General features: G+C 62.5%; 19 protein-coding genes and 1 other RNA gene. 5 read left to right on the top strand and 15 right to left on the bottom strand.

Annotated elements, in window-relative coordinates:
• Positions 1-46 precede the first annotated feature (46 nt).
• On the top strand, positions 47-1,108 hold the full coding sequence (gene ruvB, locus NCS00_RS02225) for a Holliday junction branch migration DNA helicase RuvB (RefSeq protein WP_008351556.1): 1,062 nt from the start codon (positions 47-49) through the stop codon (positions 1,106-1,108).
• Here ruvB and NCS00_RS02220 read toward each other — a convergent pair.
• From NCS00_RS02220 to tyrS, 3 genes are read right to left on the bottom strand one after another with little or no spacing between them, the layout of a single operon-like run.
• Complete coding sequence (locus NCS00_RS02220) at positions 1,105-1,755, bottom strand: histidine phosphatase family protein (RefSeq protein WP_034470613.1); 651 nt, start codon at positions 1,753-1,755, stop codon at positions 1,105-1,107. The genes ruvB and NCS00_RS02220 overlap by 4 nt on opposite strands.
• Positions 1,752-2,195, bottom strand: coding sequence for a D-aminoacyl-tRNA deacylase (gene dtd / locus NCS00_RS02215; protein WP_175979793.1), 444 nt, complete (start codon positions 2,193-2,195; stop codon positions 1,752-1,754). Before dtd ends, NCS00_RS02220 begins: the two co-directional genes overlap by 4 nt.
• Before the next feature lie 4 nt (positions 2,196-2,199).
• The gene (gene tyrS, locus NCS00_RS02210) at positions 2,200-3,438 is read right to left on the bottom strand and encodes a tyrosine--tRNA ligase (protein ID WP_034470608.1); all 1,239 of its coding nucleotides are present in this window, start codon (positions 3,436-3,438) and stop codon (positions 2,200-2,202) included.
• 313 nt (positions 3,439-3,751) lie between these two features.
• On the opposite strand from tyrS, the gene NCS00_RS02205 reads away from it, so the two are divergent.
• A complete protein-coding gene (locus tag NCS00_RS02205; RefSeq protein WP_034470794.1) occupies positions 3,752-4,882 on the top strand; it encodes an anhydro-N-acetylmuramic acid kinase in 1,131 nt (376 codons plus the stop codon).
• A gap of 52 nt (positions 4,883-4,934) precedes the next feature.
• Here the strand turns inward: NCS00_RS02205 and erpA are convergent, their stop codons facing one another.
• From erpA to rplM, 3 genes are all read right to left on the bottom strand, one after another.
• Positions 4,935-5,300 carry an iron-sulfur cluster insertion protein ErpA gene (erpA, locus tag NCS00_RS02200; protein WP_008351567.1) on the bottom strand — a complete coding sequence of 122 codons (366 nt, stop codon included), beginning with the start codon at positions 5,298-5,300 and terminating at the stop codon, positions 4,935-4,937.
• 195 nt (positions 5,301-5,495) lie between these two features.
• On the bottom strand, positions 5,496-5,888 hold the full coding sequence (gene rpsI / locus NCS00_RS02195; protein WP_008351569.1) for a 30S ribosomal protein S9: 393 nt from the start codon (positions 5,886-5,888) through the stop codon (positions 5,496-5,498).
• A gap of 11 nt (positions 5,889-5,899) precedes the next feature.
• Positions 5,900-6,328 carry a 50S ribosomal protein L13 gene (rplM, locus tag NCS00_RS02190; RefSeq protein ID WP_008351572.1) on the bottom strand — a complete coding sequence of 143 codons (429 nt, stop codon included), beginning with the start codon at positions 6,326-6,328 and terminating at the stop codon, positions 5,900-5,902.
• Positions 6,329-6,911: 583 nt separating this feature from the next.
• On the opposite strand from rplM, the gene NCS00_RS02185 reads away from it, so the two are divergent.
• Positions 6,912-7,334, top strand: a complete 423-nt coding sequence (locus NCS00_RS02185; protein ID WP_014190403.1) for an OsmC family protein — start codon at positions 6,912-6,914, stop codon at positions 7,332-7,334.
• A 66-nt stretch (positions 7,335-7,400) separates the two neighbouring features.
• Here the strand turns inward: NCS00_RS02185 and rnpB are convergent.
• The 3 genes from rnpB to pyrC form a co-directional block, all read right to left on the bottom strand.
• An RNA gene (rnpB, locus tag NCS00_RS02180) (RNase P RNA component class A) lies at positions 7,401-7,813 on the bottom strand.
• 13 nt (positions 7,814-7,826) lie between these two features.
• Positions 7,827-8,639 (bottom strand): DUF3025 domain-containing protein, encoded by an 813-nt coding sequence (locus tag NCS00_RS02175; protein WP_033536582.1) that lies wholly within the window; start codon positions 8,637-8,639, stop codon positions 7,827-7,829.
• A gap of 10 nt (positions 8,640-8,649) precedes the next feature.
• Positions 8,650-9,714, bottom strand: a complete 1,065-nt coding sequence (pyrC, locus tag NCS00_RS02170) for a dihydroorotase (RefSeq protein ID WP_034470601.1) — start codon at positions 9,712-9,714, stop codon at positions 8,650-8,652.
• A 180-nt stretch (positions 9,715-9,894) separates the two neighbouring features.
• Between pyrC and NCS00_RS02165 the strand changes: the two genes are divergently transcribed.
• Positions 9,895-10,797 carry a class II glutamine amidotransferase gene (locus tag NCS00_RS02165; protein ID WP_075583487.1) on the top strand — a complete coding sequence of 301 codons (903 nt, stop codon included), beginning with the start codon at positions 9,895-9,897 and terminating at the stop codon, positions 10,795-10,797.
• Positions 10,798-10,847: 50 nt separating this feature from the next.
• Here NCS00_RS02165 and NCS00_RS02160 read toward each other — a convergent pair whose 3' ends face one another.
• From NCS00_RS02160 to NCS00_RS02135, 6 genes are all read right to left on the bottom strand, one after another.
• The gene (locus NCS00_RS02160; protein WP_033536539.1) at positions 10,848-11,573 is read right to left on the bottom strand and encodes an amino acid ABC transporter ATP-binding protein; all 726 of its coding nucleotides are present in this window, start codon (positions 11,571-11,573) and stop codon (positions 10,848-10,850) included.
• Complete coding sequence (gltK, locus tag NCS00_RS02155) at positions 11,570-12,247, bottom strand: glutamate/aspartate ABC transporter permease GltK (RefSeq protein WP_008351586.1); 678 nt, start codon at positions 12,245-12,247, stop codon at positions 11,570-11,572. The genes NCS00_RS02160 and gltK overlap by 4 nt, the downstream gene beginning before the upstream one ends.
• Positions 12,248-12,988 (bottom strand): amino acid ABC transporter permease, encoded by a 741-nt coding sequence (locus NCS00_RS02150; RefSeq protein ID WP_008351587.1) that lies wholly within the window; start codon positions 12,986-12,988, stop codon positions 12,248-12,250.
• A 68-nt stretch (positions 12,989-13,056) separates the two neighbouring features.
• Positions 13,057-13,950 carry a glutamate/aspartate ABC transporter substrate-binding protein gene (locus tag NCS00_RS02145; protein ID WP_008351588.1) on the bottom strand — a complete coding sequence of 298 codons (894 nt, stop codon included), beginning with the start codon at positions 13,948-13,950 and terminating at the stop codon, positions 13,057-13,059.
• A 273-nt stretch (positions 13,951-14,223) separates the two neighbouring features.
• Positions 14,224-15,537, bottom strand: coding sequence for a Glu/Leu/Phe/Val family dehydrogenase (locus tag NCS00_RS02140; RefSeq protein WP_008351589.1), 1,314 nt, complete (start codon positions 15,535-15,537; stop codon positions 14,224-14,226).
• Between the two features lie 108 nt (positions 15,538-15,645).
• A complete protein-coding gene (locus NCS00_RS02135) occupies positions 15,646-16,617 on the bottom strand; it encodes a LysR family transcriptional regulator (RefSeq protein ID WP_034470598.1) in 972 nt (323 codons plus the stop codon).
• Positions 16,618-16,892: 275 nt separating this feature from the next.
• Here NCS00_RS02135 and NCS00_RS02130 point away from each other — a divergent pair, with 275 nt between their 5' ends.
• A complete protein-coding gene (locus NCS00_RS02130) occupies positions 16,893-18,281 on the top strand; it encodes an MFS transporter (protein ID WP_034470596.1) in 1,389 nt (462 codons plus the stop codon).
• The last annotated feature ends 1 nt before the right edge of the window (position 18,282 follow it).

Below are 18,282 nucleotides of genomic sequence, written 5' to 3'. Positions count from 1 at the left end.
CATTCGGCCAGCTTCGTCGCGCAAAAGCTCGCTGTACAATCGAAAGATGATCGAAACCGACAAACTCGCCGCCGAACGCGTCATCTCGGCCTCGCCCGTCTCGCCGAACGAGGAAGCGTTCGAGCGCGCACTGCGTCCGCACAAGCTCGATGAATACATCGGGCAGGAAAAGGCGCGCGGCCAGCTCGAAATCTTCATCGAGGCGGCGAAGCGCCGTTCCGAAGCGCTCGATCACGTGCTGCTGTTCGGGCCGCCGGGTCTCGGCAAGACGACGCTCGCGCACATCATCGCGCGGGAAATGGGCGTGAATCTGCGGCAGACGTCGGGACCGGTGCTCGAGCGCGCGGGCGATCTCGCCGCGCTGCTCACGAATCTCGAAGCGAACGACGTGCTGTTCATCGACGAAATTCATCGGCTTTCGCCGGTCGTCGAGGAAATCCTGTATCCGGCGCTCGAGGATTATCAGATCGACATCATGATCGGCGAAGGGCCGGCCGCACGCAGCGTGAAACTGGATCTGCAGCCGTTCACGCTAGTCGGCGCGACCACGCGCGCGGGCATGCTGACGAACCCGCTGCGCGACCGCTTCGGCATCGTGTCGCGGCTGGAGTTCTATAACGCGAGCGAACTGGCGCGCATCGTGTCGCGATCCGCGTCGTTGTTGAAGGCGGAGATCGTGCCGGAAGGCGCGCTGGAAATCGCAAAGCGCTCGCGCGGCACGCCGCGTATCGCGAACCGGCTGCTGCGCCGCGTGCGCGATTACGCCGAAGTAAAGGCGAACGGCATGATCACCGCCGACGTCGCCGACAAAGCGCTGAAAATGCTCGACGTCGATCCCGTCGGCTTCGATCTGATGGACCGCAAGCTGCTCGAAGCCATCCTGCACAAGTTCGATGGCGGGCCGGTCGGCGTGGATAACCTCGCTGCGGCTATCGGCGAGGAGCGCGACACGATCGAGGACGTGCTGGAGCCGTATCTGATTCAGCAGGGCTTTTTGCAGCGCACGCCACGCGGACGGGTCGCGACGATGCTCACGTATCGGCACTTCGGTCTTGCTGCGCCGGATGCGGGGCCGATTCGGGATCTTTGGGATACGAACAACGGCTAGGCCCGCTTGCGCAGATTGTCGTCGTCCGTGTCCGTCGACAGATGCGCGATATCGCCCCACGACGCGACCTTCGCGCCGCCATCGGCATAGTCCACCACGTTCACGCTGCAATTGAGCAGCGGCCAGTTGCGCGGCTCCTGCAACGGCAGGTTCATCGCGAACCTGTACACACAATCGAGCACGCCGCCATGCGCGACGACCGCGATGCGCCCGCCCGCGTGCGCCGCGACGATCGGTTCCATCGCATGCACGATGCGGTGATAAAACACGCGCTGCGATTCACCGTCGCCGGGTGGCGAGAAGCCGGGGTCGCGCGTCTGCCATTCGATATATTCGGCGGGAAACTTGTCGTTGATCTCGTCGCTGTCGTGGCCTTGGAACGCGCCATAGAAACGCTCGCGCAAGTTCTCCGATAACCGCACGTCGAGCCCGAGCGCATCCGCGAAAGGACGCGCCGTCTGCTGCGCGCGTTGCAGATCGCTCGAATAGACCGCGTCGATGCGCCCGTCGTGCGCCAGACGCCGGCCGAGCTGTTCCGCCTGCAGAAAGCCATGTTCGGACAACGGGATGTCGATATGCCCTTGAATGCGCTTGATGCGGTTCCAGTCGGTTTCGCCGTGTCGAATAAAGAGAACCTGAGTCGTCATGGTCGTACCTGAAGCCAGAAAGTGACTGGCCCGTCGTTCACGAGCGACACCTGCATTTCCGCGCCGAACTCGCCCGTTTCGACGACGGGATGCTTCGCGCGCGCTTGCGTCACGAAATAATCGAAGAGCCGCTTGCCTTCGTCGGGCGGCGCGGCGGGCGTGAAGCTCGGGCGCAAGCCGCTGTTCGTGTCGGCGGCAAGCGTGAACTGCGAGACGAGCAGCAAGCCGCCGGCAACGCCTTGCACCGAGAGATTCATCTTGCCCGCTGCATCGCTGAACACGCGGTAGCCGAGCATCTTCGCGAGCAGCTTGTCGGCGGCGGCTTCGTTGTCGCCGCGCTCGGCACAGACCAGCGCGAGCAGGCCCGCGTCGATCGCGCCGGTCACGCGCTCGCCCACGCGCACATCGGCGCGCTTCACACGCTGAATGAGCGCGATCATCGGCTTACGCCGTCAGCGTGACGCGCGCGAAGCGGCGCTTGCCCACCTGCACGACGAACTCGCCCGCTTCGACCTTCAGCCCCTTGTCGGAGACCGTCGCGCCGTCGATCTTCACGCCGCCCTGCTCGATGTTGCGCAGCGCTTCGCTCGTCGACGGCACGAGTCCCGCCTGCTTGAGCAGCTGGCCGATCGCGACCGGCGCGCCTGCGAGCGTGACAGTCGGAATGTCGTCGGGCACGCCGCCCTTTGCGCGATGATTGAAGTCTTCGAGCGCCCGCTCGGCATCCGCCGGCGAGTGAAAGCGCGCGACGATTTCCTGCGCCAGCATCACCTTGAAGTCGCGCGGATTGCGGCCGCCTGAGGCTTCGCGCTTGTAGCCTTCGATTTCGCTCATCGGGCGGAATGACAGCAGTTCGAAGTAACGCCACATGAGCACGTCCGAAATGCTCATCAGCTTGCCGAACATCTCGGTCGGCTTCTCGCTGATGCCGACGTAGTTGTTCTTCGACTTCGACATCTTTTCGACGCCGTCGAGACCTTCGAGCAGCGGCATCGTCAGAATGCACTGCTGTTCTTGGCCGTACTGCTTCTGCAACTCGCGGCCGACGAGCAGATTGAACTTCTGGTCCGTGCCGCCGAGTTCGAGATCCGCGTTGAGCGCGACGGAATCGTAGCCCTGCATCAGCGGATAGAGGAATTCGTGGATCGAAATGGGCACGCCGCCCTGGAAGCGCTTCGTGAAGTCCTCGCGCTCAAGAATGCGCGCGACCGTGTAGCGCGATGCGAGCTTGATCATGCCGTCGGCGCCGAGCGGCATCGACCATTCGCTGTTGTAGCGGATTTCGGTCTTTTCGCGATCCAGCACGAGCGCCGCCTGCTCGAAGTACGTCTTCGCGTTCATCTCGATCTGCTCGCGCGTGAGCGGCGGGCGCGTCGCGTTGCGGCCGGACGGATCGCCGATCAGCGACGTGAAATCGCCGATCAGAAAAATGACCTGGTGGCCGAGATCCTGCAACTGGCGCATCTTGTTCAGCACGACCGTATGGCCGATGTGAATGTCGGGCGCGGTCGGATCGAGGCCGAGCTTGATACGCAGCGGCTTGCCCGTCGCGGCGCTTCGCGCGAGCTTCTGCGCGAATTCGTCTTCGATCAGCAGTTCGTCGCAGCCGCGCTTGGCGATGGCGAGCGCGCTTTTGACATCTTCGGTGATCGGGAAGCTGGGCGCGTTGGAATCAGTGGTCATGCTTGCGGCTTGTGAAGTCAAAAGGGTTCGATGACCGGCGATGCGGTGGCGTGGCCTGCGCAGATGCCGCGTCGAGAAGTGGGGCGCGGAAAATGACGAAATCGCGCGCAATTGCTTGTTCAGGCTCACGATTTTACGCGATGACGCGGGCATTCGCGCCCTTTCGTGTCTGATCGCGCGGTTTTGCGCGGCATTCGGCGCTCAGGAGTGTGGAATCGCGTCTTAACGATTCGCCCCGTAACGCGGATAATCGCCGCTGATTGGCAACATCGGCATCGACGAGGAGATCAGCGTGGGAAAGAAAACCGAAGCAATCGAAACCGGCAAGGCGGACGGCGTGTACTTCGGTTTGATGTCCGGAACCAGCATGGACGGCGTCGATGGTGTCGCGGTCCAGTTCGCGACGGGCAAGCCGCCCGTCGTGCTCGGCGAGGCGCATGTCTCCTTTTCCAAAGGCTTGCGCGATGCGCTGTTCGAACTGCAGTCGCCCGGCGACAACGAACTCGAACGCGAAGCGCTCGCCGCGAATGCGCTCGCGACACGCTATGCCGTCTGCTGCCACGAACTGCAGAGCATGAGCGGATGCTCGGCGACGAAGGTGCGCGCGATCGGCGTGCACGGCCAGACGGTGCGGCATCGGCCTGACAAAGGCTACACACGGCAGATCAACAATCCCGCGTTGCTCGCTGAGATGACCAGCATCGACGTGGTCGCCGATTTCCGCAGCCGCGATGTCGCCGCGGGCGGCCAGGGCGCGCCGCTCGTGCCGGCGTTCCACACGACCGTGTTCGGCGAAAAGAACGAGACGCGCGTCGTGTGCAACCTCGGCGGCATCAGCAACATCACGATTCTCGCGGCGAACGGAGACGTGCGCGGCTTCGATTGCGGCCCGGCCAACGCGCTGATCGACGAATGGGCTTTGCGCCACACACAGCGCGCCTATGACGACGGCGGGCAGTTCGCAGCCAAAGGCCGAATCGATCAATCGCTTCTCGACGCGCTGCTCGACGAACCGTTTTTCGACCTCGCGCCGCCGAAGAGCACAGGGCGCGATCTGTTCAATCCGGCGTGGATGGACGCGAAGCTCGCAGCCTTCGCGAACCTCGCTCCCGCCGATGTCCAGGCGACGCTCACGGCCCTCACCGCGACGACCGTCGCGCGCGAGATCGCGCGACACGCGCCGGACACGCGCGCCGTGTACGTGTGCGGCGGCGGCGCACGCAATCCTGTGTTGATGAAGATGCTCCAGCAGGCGCTTGAAGACAGCAGAATCGCAGGCGTTCCCGTGATGACGACCGAGGCGCTCGGCGTGCCGCCGCAACAAGTGGAAGCGCTTGCTTTCGCGTGGCTCGCGATGCGCTGTGTCGCGCGCGAGCCGGGCAATCTGCCCGCGGTGACGGGCGCGGCGGGCGAGCGCGTGCTCGGCGCGATTTATCCGCGTTAACAAAAAACGGAGCCGCTGAGGCTCCGTTTTCTTCAGCCTCAGAAATGCACGCTTAGACCGAGAACGACGAACCGCAACCGCAAGTCGTCGTGGCGTTCGGATTCTTGATGACGAACTGGGCGCCGTTGATGTCGTCCTTATAGTCGATCTCCGCGCCGACGAGATACTGATAGCTCATCGAATCGACGAGCAACTGCACGCCAGCCTTGTCCATGACAGTGTCGTCTTCGTTCACTTCTTCGTCGAACGTGAAACCGTACTGGAAACCCGAGCAGCCGCCGCCTTGCACGAACACGCGCAGCTTCAGATCCGGATTGCCTTCTTCATCGATCAATGACTTGACCTTTTCCGCGGCCGCGTCGGTGAAGACGAACGGCATCGGCATTTCGGTCGTGGGGGTGTCGCTGACAGCGCTCATTCGAATTCTCCAATTAAGCTTCTAGCCGCTATTGTAGGGCTGATCTCAATATCGTGCCGAATGTCCATGGAATCAATGGGCTATATGAAAATTCGACATGGTCCAGCCCAAACGCGCCAAAACGAAAAAAGCCGCCTGCACAGGGCGTGCGGGCGGCTTTTGCAGCTTCGCCGGAACCCGTCCGGCAAGAAGCGCTTAACGCTTCGAGAACTGCTTGCGGCGGCGTGCCTTGTGGAAACCGACCTTCTTACGTTCCACTTCACGCGCGTCACGCGTGACGAAGCCTGCGTTCGACAGTTGCGACTTGAGCGTAGCGTCGTAGTCCATCAGCGCGCGGGTGATGCCGTGGCGAACCGCACCGGCTTGACCCGTCTCACCGCCGCCGTTCACGTTGACCTTGATGTCGAACGTGGTGGCGTGGTTCGTGAGTTCGAGCGGCTGGCGCACGATCATCAGCGACGTTTCACGCGAGAAGTAGTCGGCGATGGGCTTGCCATTGACGATGATTTCGCCCTTGCCCGACTTGATGAAGACACGAGCGACGGCGCTCTTGCGGCGGCCCGTACCGTAGTTCCAGTTACCGATCATGTGGGCTCCCCTTAGATCTCGAGCGCTTTAGGCTGTTGAGCCGTATGCGGATGCGTTGCTTCGGCGTAGACCTTCAGCTTCTTGATCATCGCGTAGCCGAGCGGACCCTTCGGAAGCATGCCCTTGACAGCCTTCTCGAGCGCGCGGCCCGGGAAACGCTCTTGCATCTTGCCGAACGTCGTTTCGTAGATGCCGCCCGGGTAGCCCGAGTGACGATAGTACTTCTTGTCCGTGGTCTTGTTGCCGGTGACCTTCAACTTGCCGGCATTGACGACGATGATGAAATCACCGGTGTCGACGTGCGGAGTGAATTCAGGCTTGTGCTTGCCGCGAAGACGGCGTGCCACTTCGCTGGCGACACGGCCGAGAACCTTATCCGTCGCGTCAATCACGTACCATTCGCGCGTCACCTCTTCGGCTTTTGCGGAAAACGTCTTCATGATCGATCCAAAAAATTGATCTGCCCTTGAACTGTGTCTTGTTCGGCCCTGCTTATATGAGTGCGCTCAGGTCGAAACCGGGCGCGTGCAGGCTCTCACAAGCCTCTCTCCGCGGGCGTGTGGCGAAGAGAACTTTGAATTATAAAGGGAATTTGGTCGCCGCGTCAAAAGAATGCTTCGACAGGCGCGAGGACGAAAAAAAGCCCGAGCAGCTTGGCTCGGGCTTAATCCACCAAAGGAGGAGGTGGAGGAGACAGAAACGAGTATAGGCACGGTCATGCTGCAAAGCAAGAAGATTTGCATCGTGGAAGATGATTCCATAATCTGGAATCTGAGCACAATGGACATGTCCCCCGAAAGCCCTTTATTTTCAGATGCTTACGGGCCGCGGCTGCCTGGACGCCGTCGCGATGAGCCTTTAGAGCCCGTCCTCGACTGGCGCGCTCACGGCCGGCATCAGAATCGCCGCGCCGATTTACGCTTCGTCAACCGGTAGATGCTCGTAAGCAGCGACCGGTGGAAAAATTCCGAACCGCTACAATGTAGCCTCTGTAACGACGCGCTGAACAGCTGGAGCCTGAGCATGGAATGCAAAGTTAGCTGGATGGGACAAGACGGCATGGCCTTCGCCGCCGAAACGGGAAGCGGCCATCTCGTAAACATGGACGGCGCACCGGAAGGCGGCGGCCGCAATCTCGCGCCGCGCCCGATGGAAATGGTGCTGCTCGGCACCGGCGGATGCACCGCCTACGACGTCGTGATGATCCTGAAAAAGAGCCGTCAGGAAATCCAGGGCTGCTCGGTCACGCTGAAGGCCGACCGCGCGAGCGAAGACCCGAAAGTCTTCACGAAGATCCACTTTCACTTCACCGTGACGGGCAAGAACCTGAACCCGGCGACCGTCGAGCGCGCGATCAACCTGTCGCACGACAAATATTGCTCGGCGTCGATCATGCTGGCGAAATCGGCGGAGCTGACGCATTCGTTCGAGATCGTCGAAGCGTAAGTTTCATCGGAAGCAAAAACGAAAAGAGCCGACGTCGCGAGACGCCGGCTCTTCTCTTTTGAATGACGACAAAGCGGGCCGATAAGCCGGATTCTGTGCACGCGCCGCCCGAAAGCGACGCGCGTGGCAATCATTCCTCTAGACGCGTCATTACTGACGCGCTCAAGCTTCCTACCCGCAGACGAACGGGGGCCCCGTCCTGCATCGCGAAGATGCGCGCCTGCCTATTTGGAATTGCTCCGGGTGGAGGTTACCGTGCCGGAACGTCTCGCGACGTCCGCGGTGCGCTCTTACCGCACCGTTTCACCCTTACCTGATCTCCGGACTTGCGCCCGGAGCCATCGGCGGTTTGCTTTCTGTTGCCCTGTTCCGCGTGTCGCCACGGATGGCCGTTAGCCATCACCCTGCCCTGTGGAGTCCGGACTTTCCTCGCCCTCTTCGGCTTTCACCTTGGAGGCCGCGATTGCCTGGCCCGCTTTGCAACTCGTCATTTTAGCATCCGCGCGATCGGCGGCCCGGTCGAAAGACGGAAACGTCGTCGTAGAAATCGGGCGATGCATTCGCGTCCCACCAGCCCGGCACGCCCAGCACCGGCAGCGGCGCGAACGCGCGGCTGTCGATCGGCGCGGCGTTCAGCCGTTCGGACACGCATCCGTCGATGAACGCGCGGCGCGCGGCATCGTCGAGCGAAAAATAGTCGGCGGGAACATCGACGATCCACGCGTGCCCCGTACACGCCTTGTACGGCGCGACGAGCTTTTCCAGCAACGCGTGCCCGAAAATGCGCGCCTCGCAGCGCGTGCCCCACGCCGCGCGCTCGCCGACGAAGAGCGTGCGCCAGCCGAAACCGCGCAGCGCGCGTCCAAGCGATGCATCGGCGCAGGCGAAGAACACCGCGTTTTCATCGAAGAGCGTGAGCGCGTCGCGCACGCCGCCGCGCGTCGGTCCGATGCCGAGCGTATCGATCTGCTCGGCCTGCCGCGCGTTGAGCGCCGCCTTGATGCGCGGATACGCGAACCACATCGAGGCGTTGAAGAAATCGTGGAGATTGTGGCGCGTCGGCACGCAGCCGGTCTGCGCGATGTGACCTTCGTACGACGCACCCGAAGGCAGCGCTTCCTGCGCGATGAATGCAAGCGGCTTGCCGCGGCCCGTGACCTGCGCGGCGGCCGTGGCGTCGTCGTTCAATGTCGCGAGATAGTTGTCGTAACCCGCGAGCGCCGCCGTCTGCCAGCGCCTGCCGCGCGCTTCGATGGACGCGAGCCAAGGCCGCGCCCAGTCGATATCGGCGAAACCCGCGCTCACGTCGGCGTGCTTACTGCGCGTCCACGAAACGCCAGCCGATCGATTCGCCGCCACGCAGCGGCACGACGGTCGAATCGCCGGCGGTGAATTCGGCGGGCAACGTCCACGTACCGCGCTCGATCGTCACCGATTCCTTGCTGCGCGGCAGACCGTAGAAGTCCGCGCCGTGGAAGCTCGCGAAGCCTTCGAGCTTGTCGAGCGCGCCGGCTTTGTCGAAGGTTTCCGCATAGAGTTCGAGCGCGTGCAGCGCCGTGTAGCAACCCGCGCAACCGCACGCGTGCTCCTTCAAGCCCTTCGGATGCGGCGCGCTGTCCGTGCCGAGGAAAAAGCGCGGATTGCCCGACGTCGCCGCTTCGACGAGCGCCACGCGATGCGTCTCGCGCTTCAGCACCGGCAGGCAGTAGTAATGCGGACGCATGCCGCCGACCAGCATGATGTTGCGGTTGTACAGCAGGTGATGCGCGGTGATCGTCGCGCCGATCTCGCCGTCCGCGTCGCGCACGTAATCGGCGGCGTCCTTCGTCGTGATGTGCTCGAACACGACTTTAAGCGCGGGAAAATCGCGGCGCAGCGGCGTCATCACGCGGTCGATGAACACTTTCTCGCGATCGAACACGTCGATGTCGCTATCGGTCACTTCGCCGTGAGTCAGCAAGGGCATGCCGACTTCCTGCATCGCTTCGAGCGTTTTCGCACATTTGCCGAGCAGATCCGTCACGCCTGCGTCGGAATTGGTCGTCGCGCCCGCCGGATACAGCTTCACGCCATGCACGAAGCCGCTTTCCTTCGCGCGGCGGATTTCGTCGGGCGGCGTGTTGTCGGTGAGATAGAGCGTCATCAACGGCTCGAAGCGCGCGCCCTTCGGAAGCGCCGCCAGAATGCGCTCGCGATAGGCCGCGGCCATTTCCGTCGTCGTCACGGGCGGCTTCAGATTCGGCATGATGATTGCGCGGCCGAACTGGCGCGCCGTGTGCGGCAGGACGGCCGCGAGCGTCGCGCCGTCGCGCACGTGCAGATGCCAGTCGTCGGGACGCGCGATCGTGAGCGAATTGGGCGAGGATGAAGTAGCGGACATGGCGAGATGACGGGGAACGTTGGAATGGCGCAAGTCCACGCAAGGACCGGAAAAAATCGCCGTGGAATTTCCACAACGCGCGCATCGACGAGCGTTTGCGCGTTTTTTTCGATTCGGTCTCGGTGATATGCTTGTCGGACGTATTGTAACAACAGGCCAAAAGCCGACCGCCTCAGCATCATGTGCCAACTTCTCGGAATGAACTGCGCCGAACCGACCGACGTGACGTTCTCGTTCACCGGTTTCGCGGCGCGCGGCGGCGTCACCGATCATCATGCCGACGGCTGGGGCATCGCGTTTTTCGAGGACAAGGCCTGCCGGCTTTTCATCGATCATCAGTCGTCCGCCAGTTCGCCGCTCGCGGACATGGTGAAGCGCTATCCGATCAAGTCGAAGAACACGATCGCGCATATCCGCAAGGCGACGCAGGGGCATATCCTGCTCGAGAACTGCCATCCGTTCATGCGCGAACTGTGGGGCCGGCACTGGATCTTCGCGCACAACGGCGACCTCAAAGGCCACGCACCCGAACTCACCGGCGTATATCAGCCGGTCGGCACGACGGACAGCGAGCTTGCCTTCTGCGCGCTGCTGCAAGGCTTGCGGCGCGCGTTTCCGTGCTCGCAGCCGCCGCTCGACGAACTGTTCGACGCGCTCGCCGAACTTACCCGCGACATCACGCAATACGGCGTCTTCAACTTTCTGATGTCGAACGGGCAGGCGCTCTTCTCGCACTGCTCGACGCATTTGTACTACCTGGTGCGTAGCTGGCCGTTCTCGACCGCGCATCTGATCGATGCCGACATGTCGATCGATTTCGCCAAGTACACGACGCCGGAAGACCGCGTCGCCGTGATCGCGACGTCGCCGCTCACCGACAACGAAATCTGGACGCGCTTCGCCCCCGGCGATCTCGCGATGTTCCAGTGCGGCGATCTCGCCCGCGCGACGAATATTCCGGTGCCGGAGGAAGTGGCGAGGAAAGCGGCCGAGCCGCTCGCGAAGGCGTGCATCGGATCCGCGCTGAAGATCGACGAGATACGGACGACAGCGGCGATGGAATCGGAACTCGGGATCGAATAAAAAACGGCGCTTCTTTTCGGAAGCGCCGTTTTGCTTTGCCGAGCCGAGACTCAGTGCAGGATCTTCGCGAGGAAATCCTTCGCACGATCCGACTTCGGATTCGCGAAGAACGCTTCCTTCTGATCGTCCTCGACGATGAGCCCGCGATCCATGAAGATCACGCGATTCGCCACCTTCTTCGCAAAGCCCATTTCGTGCGTCACGCACATCATGGTCATGCCTTCCTGCGCGAGTTCGACCATCACGTCGAGCACTTCGTTGATCATCTCCGGATCGAGCGCGGACGTCGGCTCGTCGAAGAGCATCGCGATCGGGTCCATCGACAGCGCGCGCGCAATCGCCACGCGCTGCTGCTGACCGCCGGACAACTGGCCCGGAAACTTGTCCGCATGCGCGCGCAGGCCGACGCGATCCAGCAGCTTCATGCCCTTCTGCGTGGCTTCGTCGCTCGAACGGCCGAGCACCTTGATCTGCGCGAGCGTCAGGTTCTGCGTGATCGTCAGATGCGGAAACAGCTCGAAGTGCTGGAACACCATGCCGACCTTCGAACGCAGCTTCGACAGATTCGTCTTCTTGTCCGTCAGCGACTGGCCGTTGATCGTGATTTCGCCCTTCTGGAACGGCTCCAGGCCGTTCACGGTCTTGATGAGCGTCGACTTGCCCGAACCCGACGGGCCGCACACCACGACGACCTCGCCCTTCTTCACTTCGGTCGTGCAGTCGGTGAGCACCTGGAACTGCCCGTACCACTTGGAAACATTCTTGATAGAGATCATCTTGCGACCTTTTTCTGAAGACTTTTGACGAGCGCCGACGCCACCACGCAAATCACGAAATAGCACGCGCCCGCGAACAGAACCATTTCGACGGACGTGCCGTCTCGATCCCCGATGTTCGTCGCCGTGCGGAAGAAGTCCGCGAGACTGATGACGTAGACGAGCGACGTATCCTGAAACAGGACGATCGCCTGCGTGAGCAAGAGCGGCACCATCGCGCGGAAGGCCTGCGGCAGCACGACGAGCTTCATCGCCTGGCCGTAGGTCATGCCGAGCGCGAACGCCGCGTTCACCTGACCGCGCGGCACCGCTTGAATGCCGGCGCGGATGATTTCCGAATAGTACGCGGCTTCGAAGAGCGAGAACGCGACCATCGCCGAGGCAAGACGGATGTCGATGTCGGCCGACAGTCCGAGCACGTTTTGCAACAGCTGCGGCACGATCAGGAAGAACCACAGCAGCACCATCACGAGCGGAATCGAGCGGAACAGCGTGACGTACGCGCTCGCGAACCATTGCAGCGGCTTCACGCCCGAAAGGCGGAACAGCGCGAGAATCGTGCCCCAGATGATGCCGACCACGATGGCGAGCACGGTGATCTGCAGCGTGATCTTCGCGCCCGTCATCAGCGTGGGCCACGACGCGAGCACACCGCTCCAGTTGAACTGATGCATTTATTTGCCTCCGATGTAGCCAGGCAACCGCGTCTTCGCCTCGACCCAGCGCATCAGTTGCATCACGACGAGGTTGATGAGCATGTAGGCGATCGTCACCGCGATGAACGATTCATACGTCTGCGCCGTGTAATCGACGAGCTGGCGCGCCTGAGCGGACAGATCCAGCAGACCGATGGTCGACGCGACCGCCGAGTTCTTGAACACGTTGAGGAACTCGGACGTGAGCGGCGGCACGATGATGCGGTACGCGACCGGCATCAGCACGTAGCGATACGTCTGCCATTGCGTGAAGCCCATCGCGAGACCCGCGTTGCGCTGTCCGCGCGGCAGCGCGTTGATGCCCGAGCGCACCTGCTCGCACACGCGTGCGCCGGTGAAAAGCCCGAGACAGATGATCGACGACGAAAAGAACTGCGCGGTGGGCGGCAGTTGCTTGAACCAGTTGCCGATGGAAGGCGGCAGCAATTCCGGTATCACGAGATACCAGACGAAGAACTGCACGATCAGCGGAATGTTGCGGAAGATCGCGACGTAGACGGTGCCGATGCCCGCCAGCGTGCGATTCGGGACCGTGCGCAAGATGCCGAACAACGAGCCGACCACGAGCGCGATCACCCAGGCCGCGAGCGACACGGTGATCGTCACCCAGAAGCCGGAAATCAGCCAGCCGAGATAGGTGGTGGGCTCGCCGGTCGAAACCGGACTCAGCAGGATGCCCCAGTTCCAGTGATAAGACATGGACTCACTCCAAAAAGAAACGGAAGAAGCAAGCTCCTTCCGTTTCGTCTGTTCGATTACCGAACCGGTTAGTCGATTGCCTTGTCATTCGGGCTCTTGTAGAGAGCCTTCATGTCTTCACTTTCGGGGAAGTTGAGGTTGAGACCCTTCGGCGGAATCGGGCTTTCGAACCACTTCTTGTAGATCTTGTCCGCTTCGCCCGAGGTTTCGACCTTGGCGATCGCGTCGTCGACGACCTTCTTGAACTCCGGATCGTTCTTGCGGATCATGCAGCCGTACGCTTCATGCGATTGCGGCGCACCGACGATCACGAAATCGTTCGGGTTGTTCGACTTCGCGCGCTCGCCCGCGAGCAGCGCATCGTCCATCATGAACGCGACGGCGCGGCCGGTCGACAGCGTCAGGAACGACTCGCCGTGATCCTTCGCGCTGATGATGTTCATGCCCATGTTCTTGTCCTGATTCATCTTGCGAAGCAGGCGCTCGGACGTGGTGCCGGCGGTCGTCACGACGGTCTTGCCCTTCAGGTCGGCCCAGTCCTTCACGCCCGAATCCTTCTTGGTCATGAGGCGCGTGCCGATCACGAAGATCGTGTTCGAGAAGGAAACTTGCTGCTGACGCTCGGCGTTGTTCGTCGTCGAGCCGCACTCGATATCGACGGTACCGTTCTGCACGAGCGGAATGCGGTTCTGCGAAGTGATCGGCGTGAGCTTCACCTTCAGGTCGGACATGCCGAGCTTCTGCTTGACCGCGTCCACGACCTTCAGCGCGAACTCATGCGAGTAGCCGACGACTTGCTGCTTGTCGTCATAGTAGGAAAACGGAATGGACGATTCGCGATGCCCCAGCGAGATCACGCCCGTGTCCTTGATTTTCTTCAGCGTGCCGGCGTCTTGAGCGTATGCGCCGGTGGCGAGAAACCCGAGCGCGGCGACGAGCAGCGCAGCCTTTTTAACCTTCATGTGTTCGATCTCCTGTGGCGAAAAACCGGGGCAAGTTTAGCAGGGTAATTATTCTGAAAGAATGATTGTTAACCCACGACCGTCTTATTTCTGAGACGCCGTCGCCGTAAGGGTGCAACCCGGTGCGACCGCGCATATTACTGGCGTTTTTGTGACCATGCTTGACCGAATGCAGCGAGTCGGCCGACTTGTCGCTTTCATGCAAATGCGGGCGGCATTCCGAATGAAATGCCGCCCGCAATCAATTAAAGGGCACGACCGCCTGACACCGAATCAGGGATACAGCCCGCGCATCTCGCGCGCCTGCAGAATGCGCGTACACGCGACGATGAACGCCGCCGTGCGCACCGATACCTTGTGCTCGCTCGCGACCTGCCACACGCCTGCGAACGCTTCGCGCATCACGCGCTCGAGACGCTGATTGATCTCGTCCTCGGTCCAGAAGAAGCTCGAGAAGTCCTGCACCCATTCGAAGTACGACACGGTCACGCCGCCCGCATTCGCGATCACGTCCGGGATCACGAGGATACCCTTGTCGTTGAGGATGTCGTCGGCCGCGGTCGTGGTCGGGCCGTTCGCGCCTTCGACGACGATCTTCGTGCGAATCTTCGACGCGTTCTTCTCGGTGATCTGGTTTTCGAGCGCGGCCGGAATGAGGATGTCGCTTTCGATCATCCAGAATTCTTCCGCCTGTACCGGATCCGCGCCCGCGAAGCCGCCCACGCCGCCGTTCTTCGCGACGTGATCGAGCAGCGCGACGGTATCGATGCCCTTCGAGTTATGAATCGTTCCCGTGTGATCCTGCACGGCGATGACCTTCGCGCCCGCTTCCTGGAACAGCTTGGCCGCGATGCCGCCGACGTTGCCGAAGCCCTGCACCGCGATGCGCGCGCCTTCGATCTCCATGCCGATGCGCCGCGCCGCTTCCGTGCCGACGACGAACACGCCGCGCCCCGTCGCTTCCTTGCGGCCGAGCGAGCCGCCGAGCGAAATCGGCTTGCCGGTCACGACGCCGGTTGCCGTCTGGCCCTGGTTCATGGAGTAGGTGTCCATCATCCACGCCATGATCTGCTCGTTCGTGTTCACGTCCGGCGCGGGAATGTCCGTGTTCGGCCCGATGATGATGCCGATCTCGCTCGTATAGCGACGCGTCACGCGTTCCAGTTCGCCACGCGACAGCGTGCGCGGATCGACACGAATGCCGCCCTTCGCGCCGCCGTACGGCACGTTTACCGCCGCGTTCTTCACCGACATCCACGCGGACAGCGCCATCACTTCGGAGAGCGTCACGTCCTGGTGGTAACGCACGCCACCCTTGCCGGGACCGCGCGACGTGTTGTGCTGCACGCGATAACCCTCGAAATGCGCGACGGTGCCGTTATCCAGCTCGATCGGGCAATCGACGACGAGAATGCGCTTCGGGCGCTTGAGGGTTTCGAGCCAGCGGGAGAGAGAACCGAGATACGGGGCAACGCGATCGACCTGTTGCAGATAGTTTCCCCAGGGACCGAGATCATCGGCATGGAGATACGACGGGATAGCGTGTTTTGCGTCCGGCGCTTGCACAGGTTGCTTCGAGGCAGACATTGATGCTCCAGCGGTGAAGGAATTCGCTCATTGTCGAAAAACGTCGTTTCCAAATCCAATGCCGTTTCCTTATCCCGTCATGCAAAAGTTGCATAACGTCGCCGAGCCTTATGCCGCGGGCTTCTCCGGCTGCGCCTTCAGCAATTCCTCACCGACCGCGTCCCATAGCGCGCGCATCAATGCCTGTCGCGGCTCTTCGCCCTGCGCTGCGAGCTTGTCGCGATAAAGGCGGATTTCCATCGTCAGCGTGAACTGGCCGGCGGGCGTGCCGCGCGTGCCGCGATCGAGGCGCACGAGCCGCCCTTCTTCCACTGCATCCTCGACAGCGCTGTGCGGCAGGAACGCGACGCCATGACCGGCGAGCGCCATCGCTTTCAGACCTTCGGCCATGTCGGTTTCATAGACCTTGTCGAGATAGAGGCGCGTCGGCGCGGTCGCGATGATGACTTCCGTCATGCGCCCGAGGTACGCATTAGGCGTGTACGACAGATACGGCACCGGCGATTCGCCCGTCGCGGGCAGCGTGAAGCGCGCGCGTCCGCCTTTGGTCACGGCGGAAAACGGGCTGATCGGTTCGGCGCCGAGCGTGAGCATGTCGTAGCGCGCGGGATCGAGCGCAACCGGATGACTCGGATGGTGATAGCCCATCACGAGATCGACACCGCCTTCGACGAGCGACAGCACCGCATCGTGCACATTGAGCGCGCGCAGCCGCGTGCGGATGCGTCCGAGCCGCGCCTCGATGTGTTCGAGCCAGCGCGGAAAATACGTGAGCGAAAGCGTGTGCGGCACGGCGAATTCGATGGTCGCCGACGGCACGCCGCCTTGTCCGCGCAATAGCGTGCGCGCTTCGTGGAACTGCGAGAGCATCGCGAGCGCCTGCTCGTAGAACACGTTGCCGGCTTGCGTGAGGCGCGTCGGATACACCGACCGGTCGATGAGTTCCGTGCCGAGCCACGCTTCGAGCGCCTGAATGCGTCGCGAGAACGCGGGCTGCGTGATGTGCCGAAGCTCGGCGGATCGACTGAAGCTGCGCGTCTCCGCGAGCGACACGAAGTCTTCCAGCCATTTCAGTTCCATGCGTTTCTCGGGCGCGCGCGGCGCTTCCTTGGCAAAGAACGCATTCTAGCGGGCGCATGAGCCGTGCGAAGGCGCGGCGCACCATTCGCATGCGGTCACGCACGGACGCGGTGCTGTCGGTTTGCGGGACGCGGAACCTCACGCGTGCTCTGATCCCTCGCCGACCCTTGCGCTACCCGGCGCATCGGTAAATATGCATTCCATTGGCATGATGCTTGCAATTTTCGGGGCCGTCGCGTGCTCATTCGGCAGTACGCGCATATACGGAACCCGCAATGTCCAATCTGATCGCATCGCTCAAGAGCGGCAACTGGCGCTCGCTCCTCGCCTGCTTCCTCTACTTCGATACGGGCTTTACCGTCTGGGTACTGTATGGGCCGCTCGCGCCGTTCATCGGACGCGACGTGACGATGTCCGCCGCGCAGCAAGGCTTTCTCGTCGCGGTGCCGGTGCTGGCCGCCGCCATTCTGCGCGTGACGCTCGGCAACCTCTATCAATCGACCGATGGACGGCGCGTCGCGCTGATGGGCGTCCTGCTCTCGTCGATTCCGTCGATCGTGCTGCCGCTCATGCCCGGCGTGCCGTCGTATGCGGTGTTGCTTGTGCTCGGCGTGTTCCTCGGCATGGGCGGCGCGAGCTTCGCCGTCGCGTTGCCGATGGCTGGCAGCAACTATCCGCCGAAGGTGCAGGGCCTCGTGCTCGGACTCGCCGCGGCAGGCAACATCGGCGCGGTGCTCGACGGCTTCCTGTTCCCGCATCTCGCCGATGCCTTCGGCTGGCAGATGTCGACCGCCGCCGCGCTGCCGCTGCTCGCGATTACGGGCGTCGCGCTCTTCGCATGGGCGTCCGATGCCGGCGTGAAAACCGGCAGCACGATGCGCGCGCTGTCGAGCTTCGCGGTGACGCTCGTGAGCCTGATCGTGCTGGTGCTCGCGGTCAACGCGGGCGTGTTCGGCGGCGGCAAGGCGGGCGTGCTGCTCTTGCCGGTGATCGGCGCGCTCATTGCGATCGCGGTGCTGCCGCGGCATTATCGGTCGGTGCTCGGCGAGCGCGATACGTGGGTCATCATGCTCATTTACAGCATCACGTTCGGCGGTTTCGTCGGCATGTCGTCGTATGTGACGCTGCTGCTTACCTCGCTTTATCAGATGCCGAAGCTCGAAGCCGGCCTCTTCATGTCGCTGCTCGCGTTTCTCGGCGCGATCGTGCGTCCGTTCGGCGGTTATGTCGCCGATCGCGTGACCGGCGTGCGTGCGCTGCTCGTGCTGCTCGCGGCCATCGCCATCGGCGACTTCGCGTTCGCGATCTGGATGCCGCCGGTCGCGGGCGGTCTCGCGATTCTCATCTGCCTGTATATTGCGTTCGGCCTGGGCAACGGCTCGACGTTCCAGCTCGTCCCGCATCGCTGGAAGGGCAAGACGGGATTGCTGTCGGGAATCGTCGGCGCAGCGGGCGGTATCGGCGGGTTCTATCTGCCGGTCATCATGGGCATCGCGAAGGAAAGCACGGGCAGCTATCAAATGGGCTTCGCCACGTTCGGCGTGCTCGCAACGTGCGCGTTCGGCGCGCTCTTCGCGCTGCGCGGTCAGTGGCTGCGCTGGTCGTCGACGGCTTCGCAATCGCACGATGGCGTCGCCATCGGCGGCGCGCACGCGATGGAGTGAG

The sequence above is a fragment of the Caballeronia sp. AZ1_KS37 genome (assembly GCF_023631165.1).
GTDB classification, from domain to species: domain Bacteria; phylum Pseudomonadota; class Gammaproteobacteria; order Burkholderiales; family Burkholderiaceae; genus Caballeronia; species Caballeronia zhejiangensis.
Note: the sequence above shows the minus strand (reverse complement) of the source record. Positions and strands in the feature narration are given on the sequence as shown.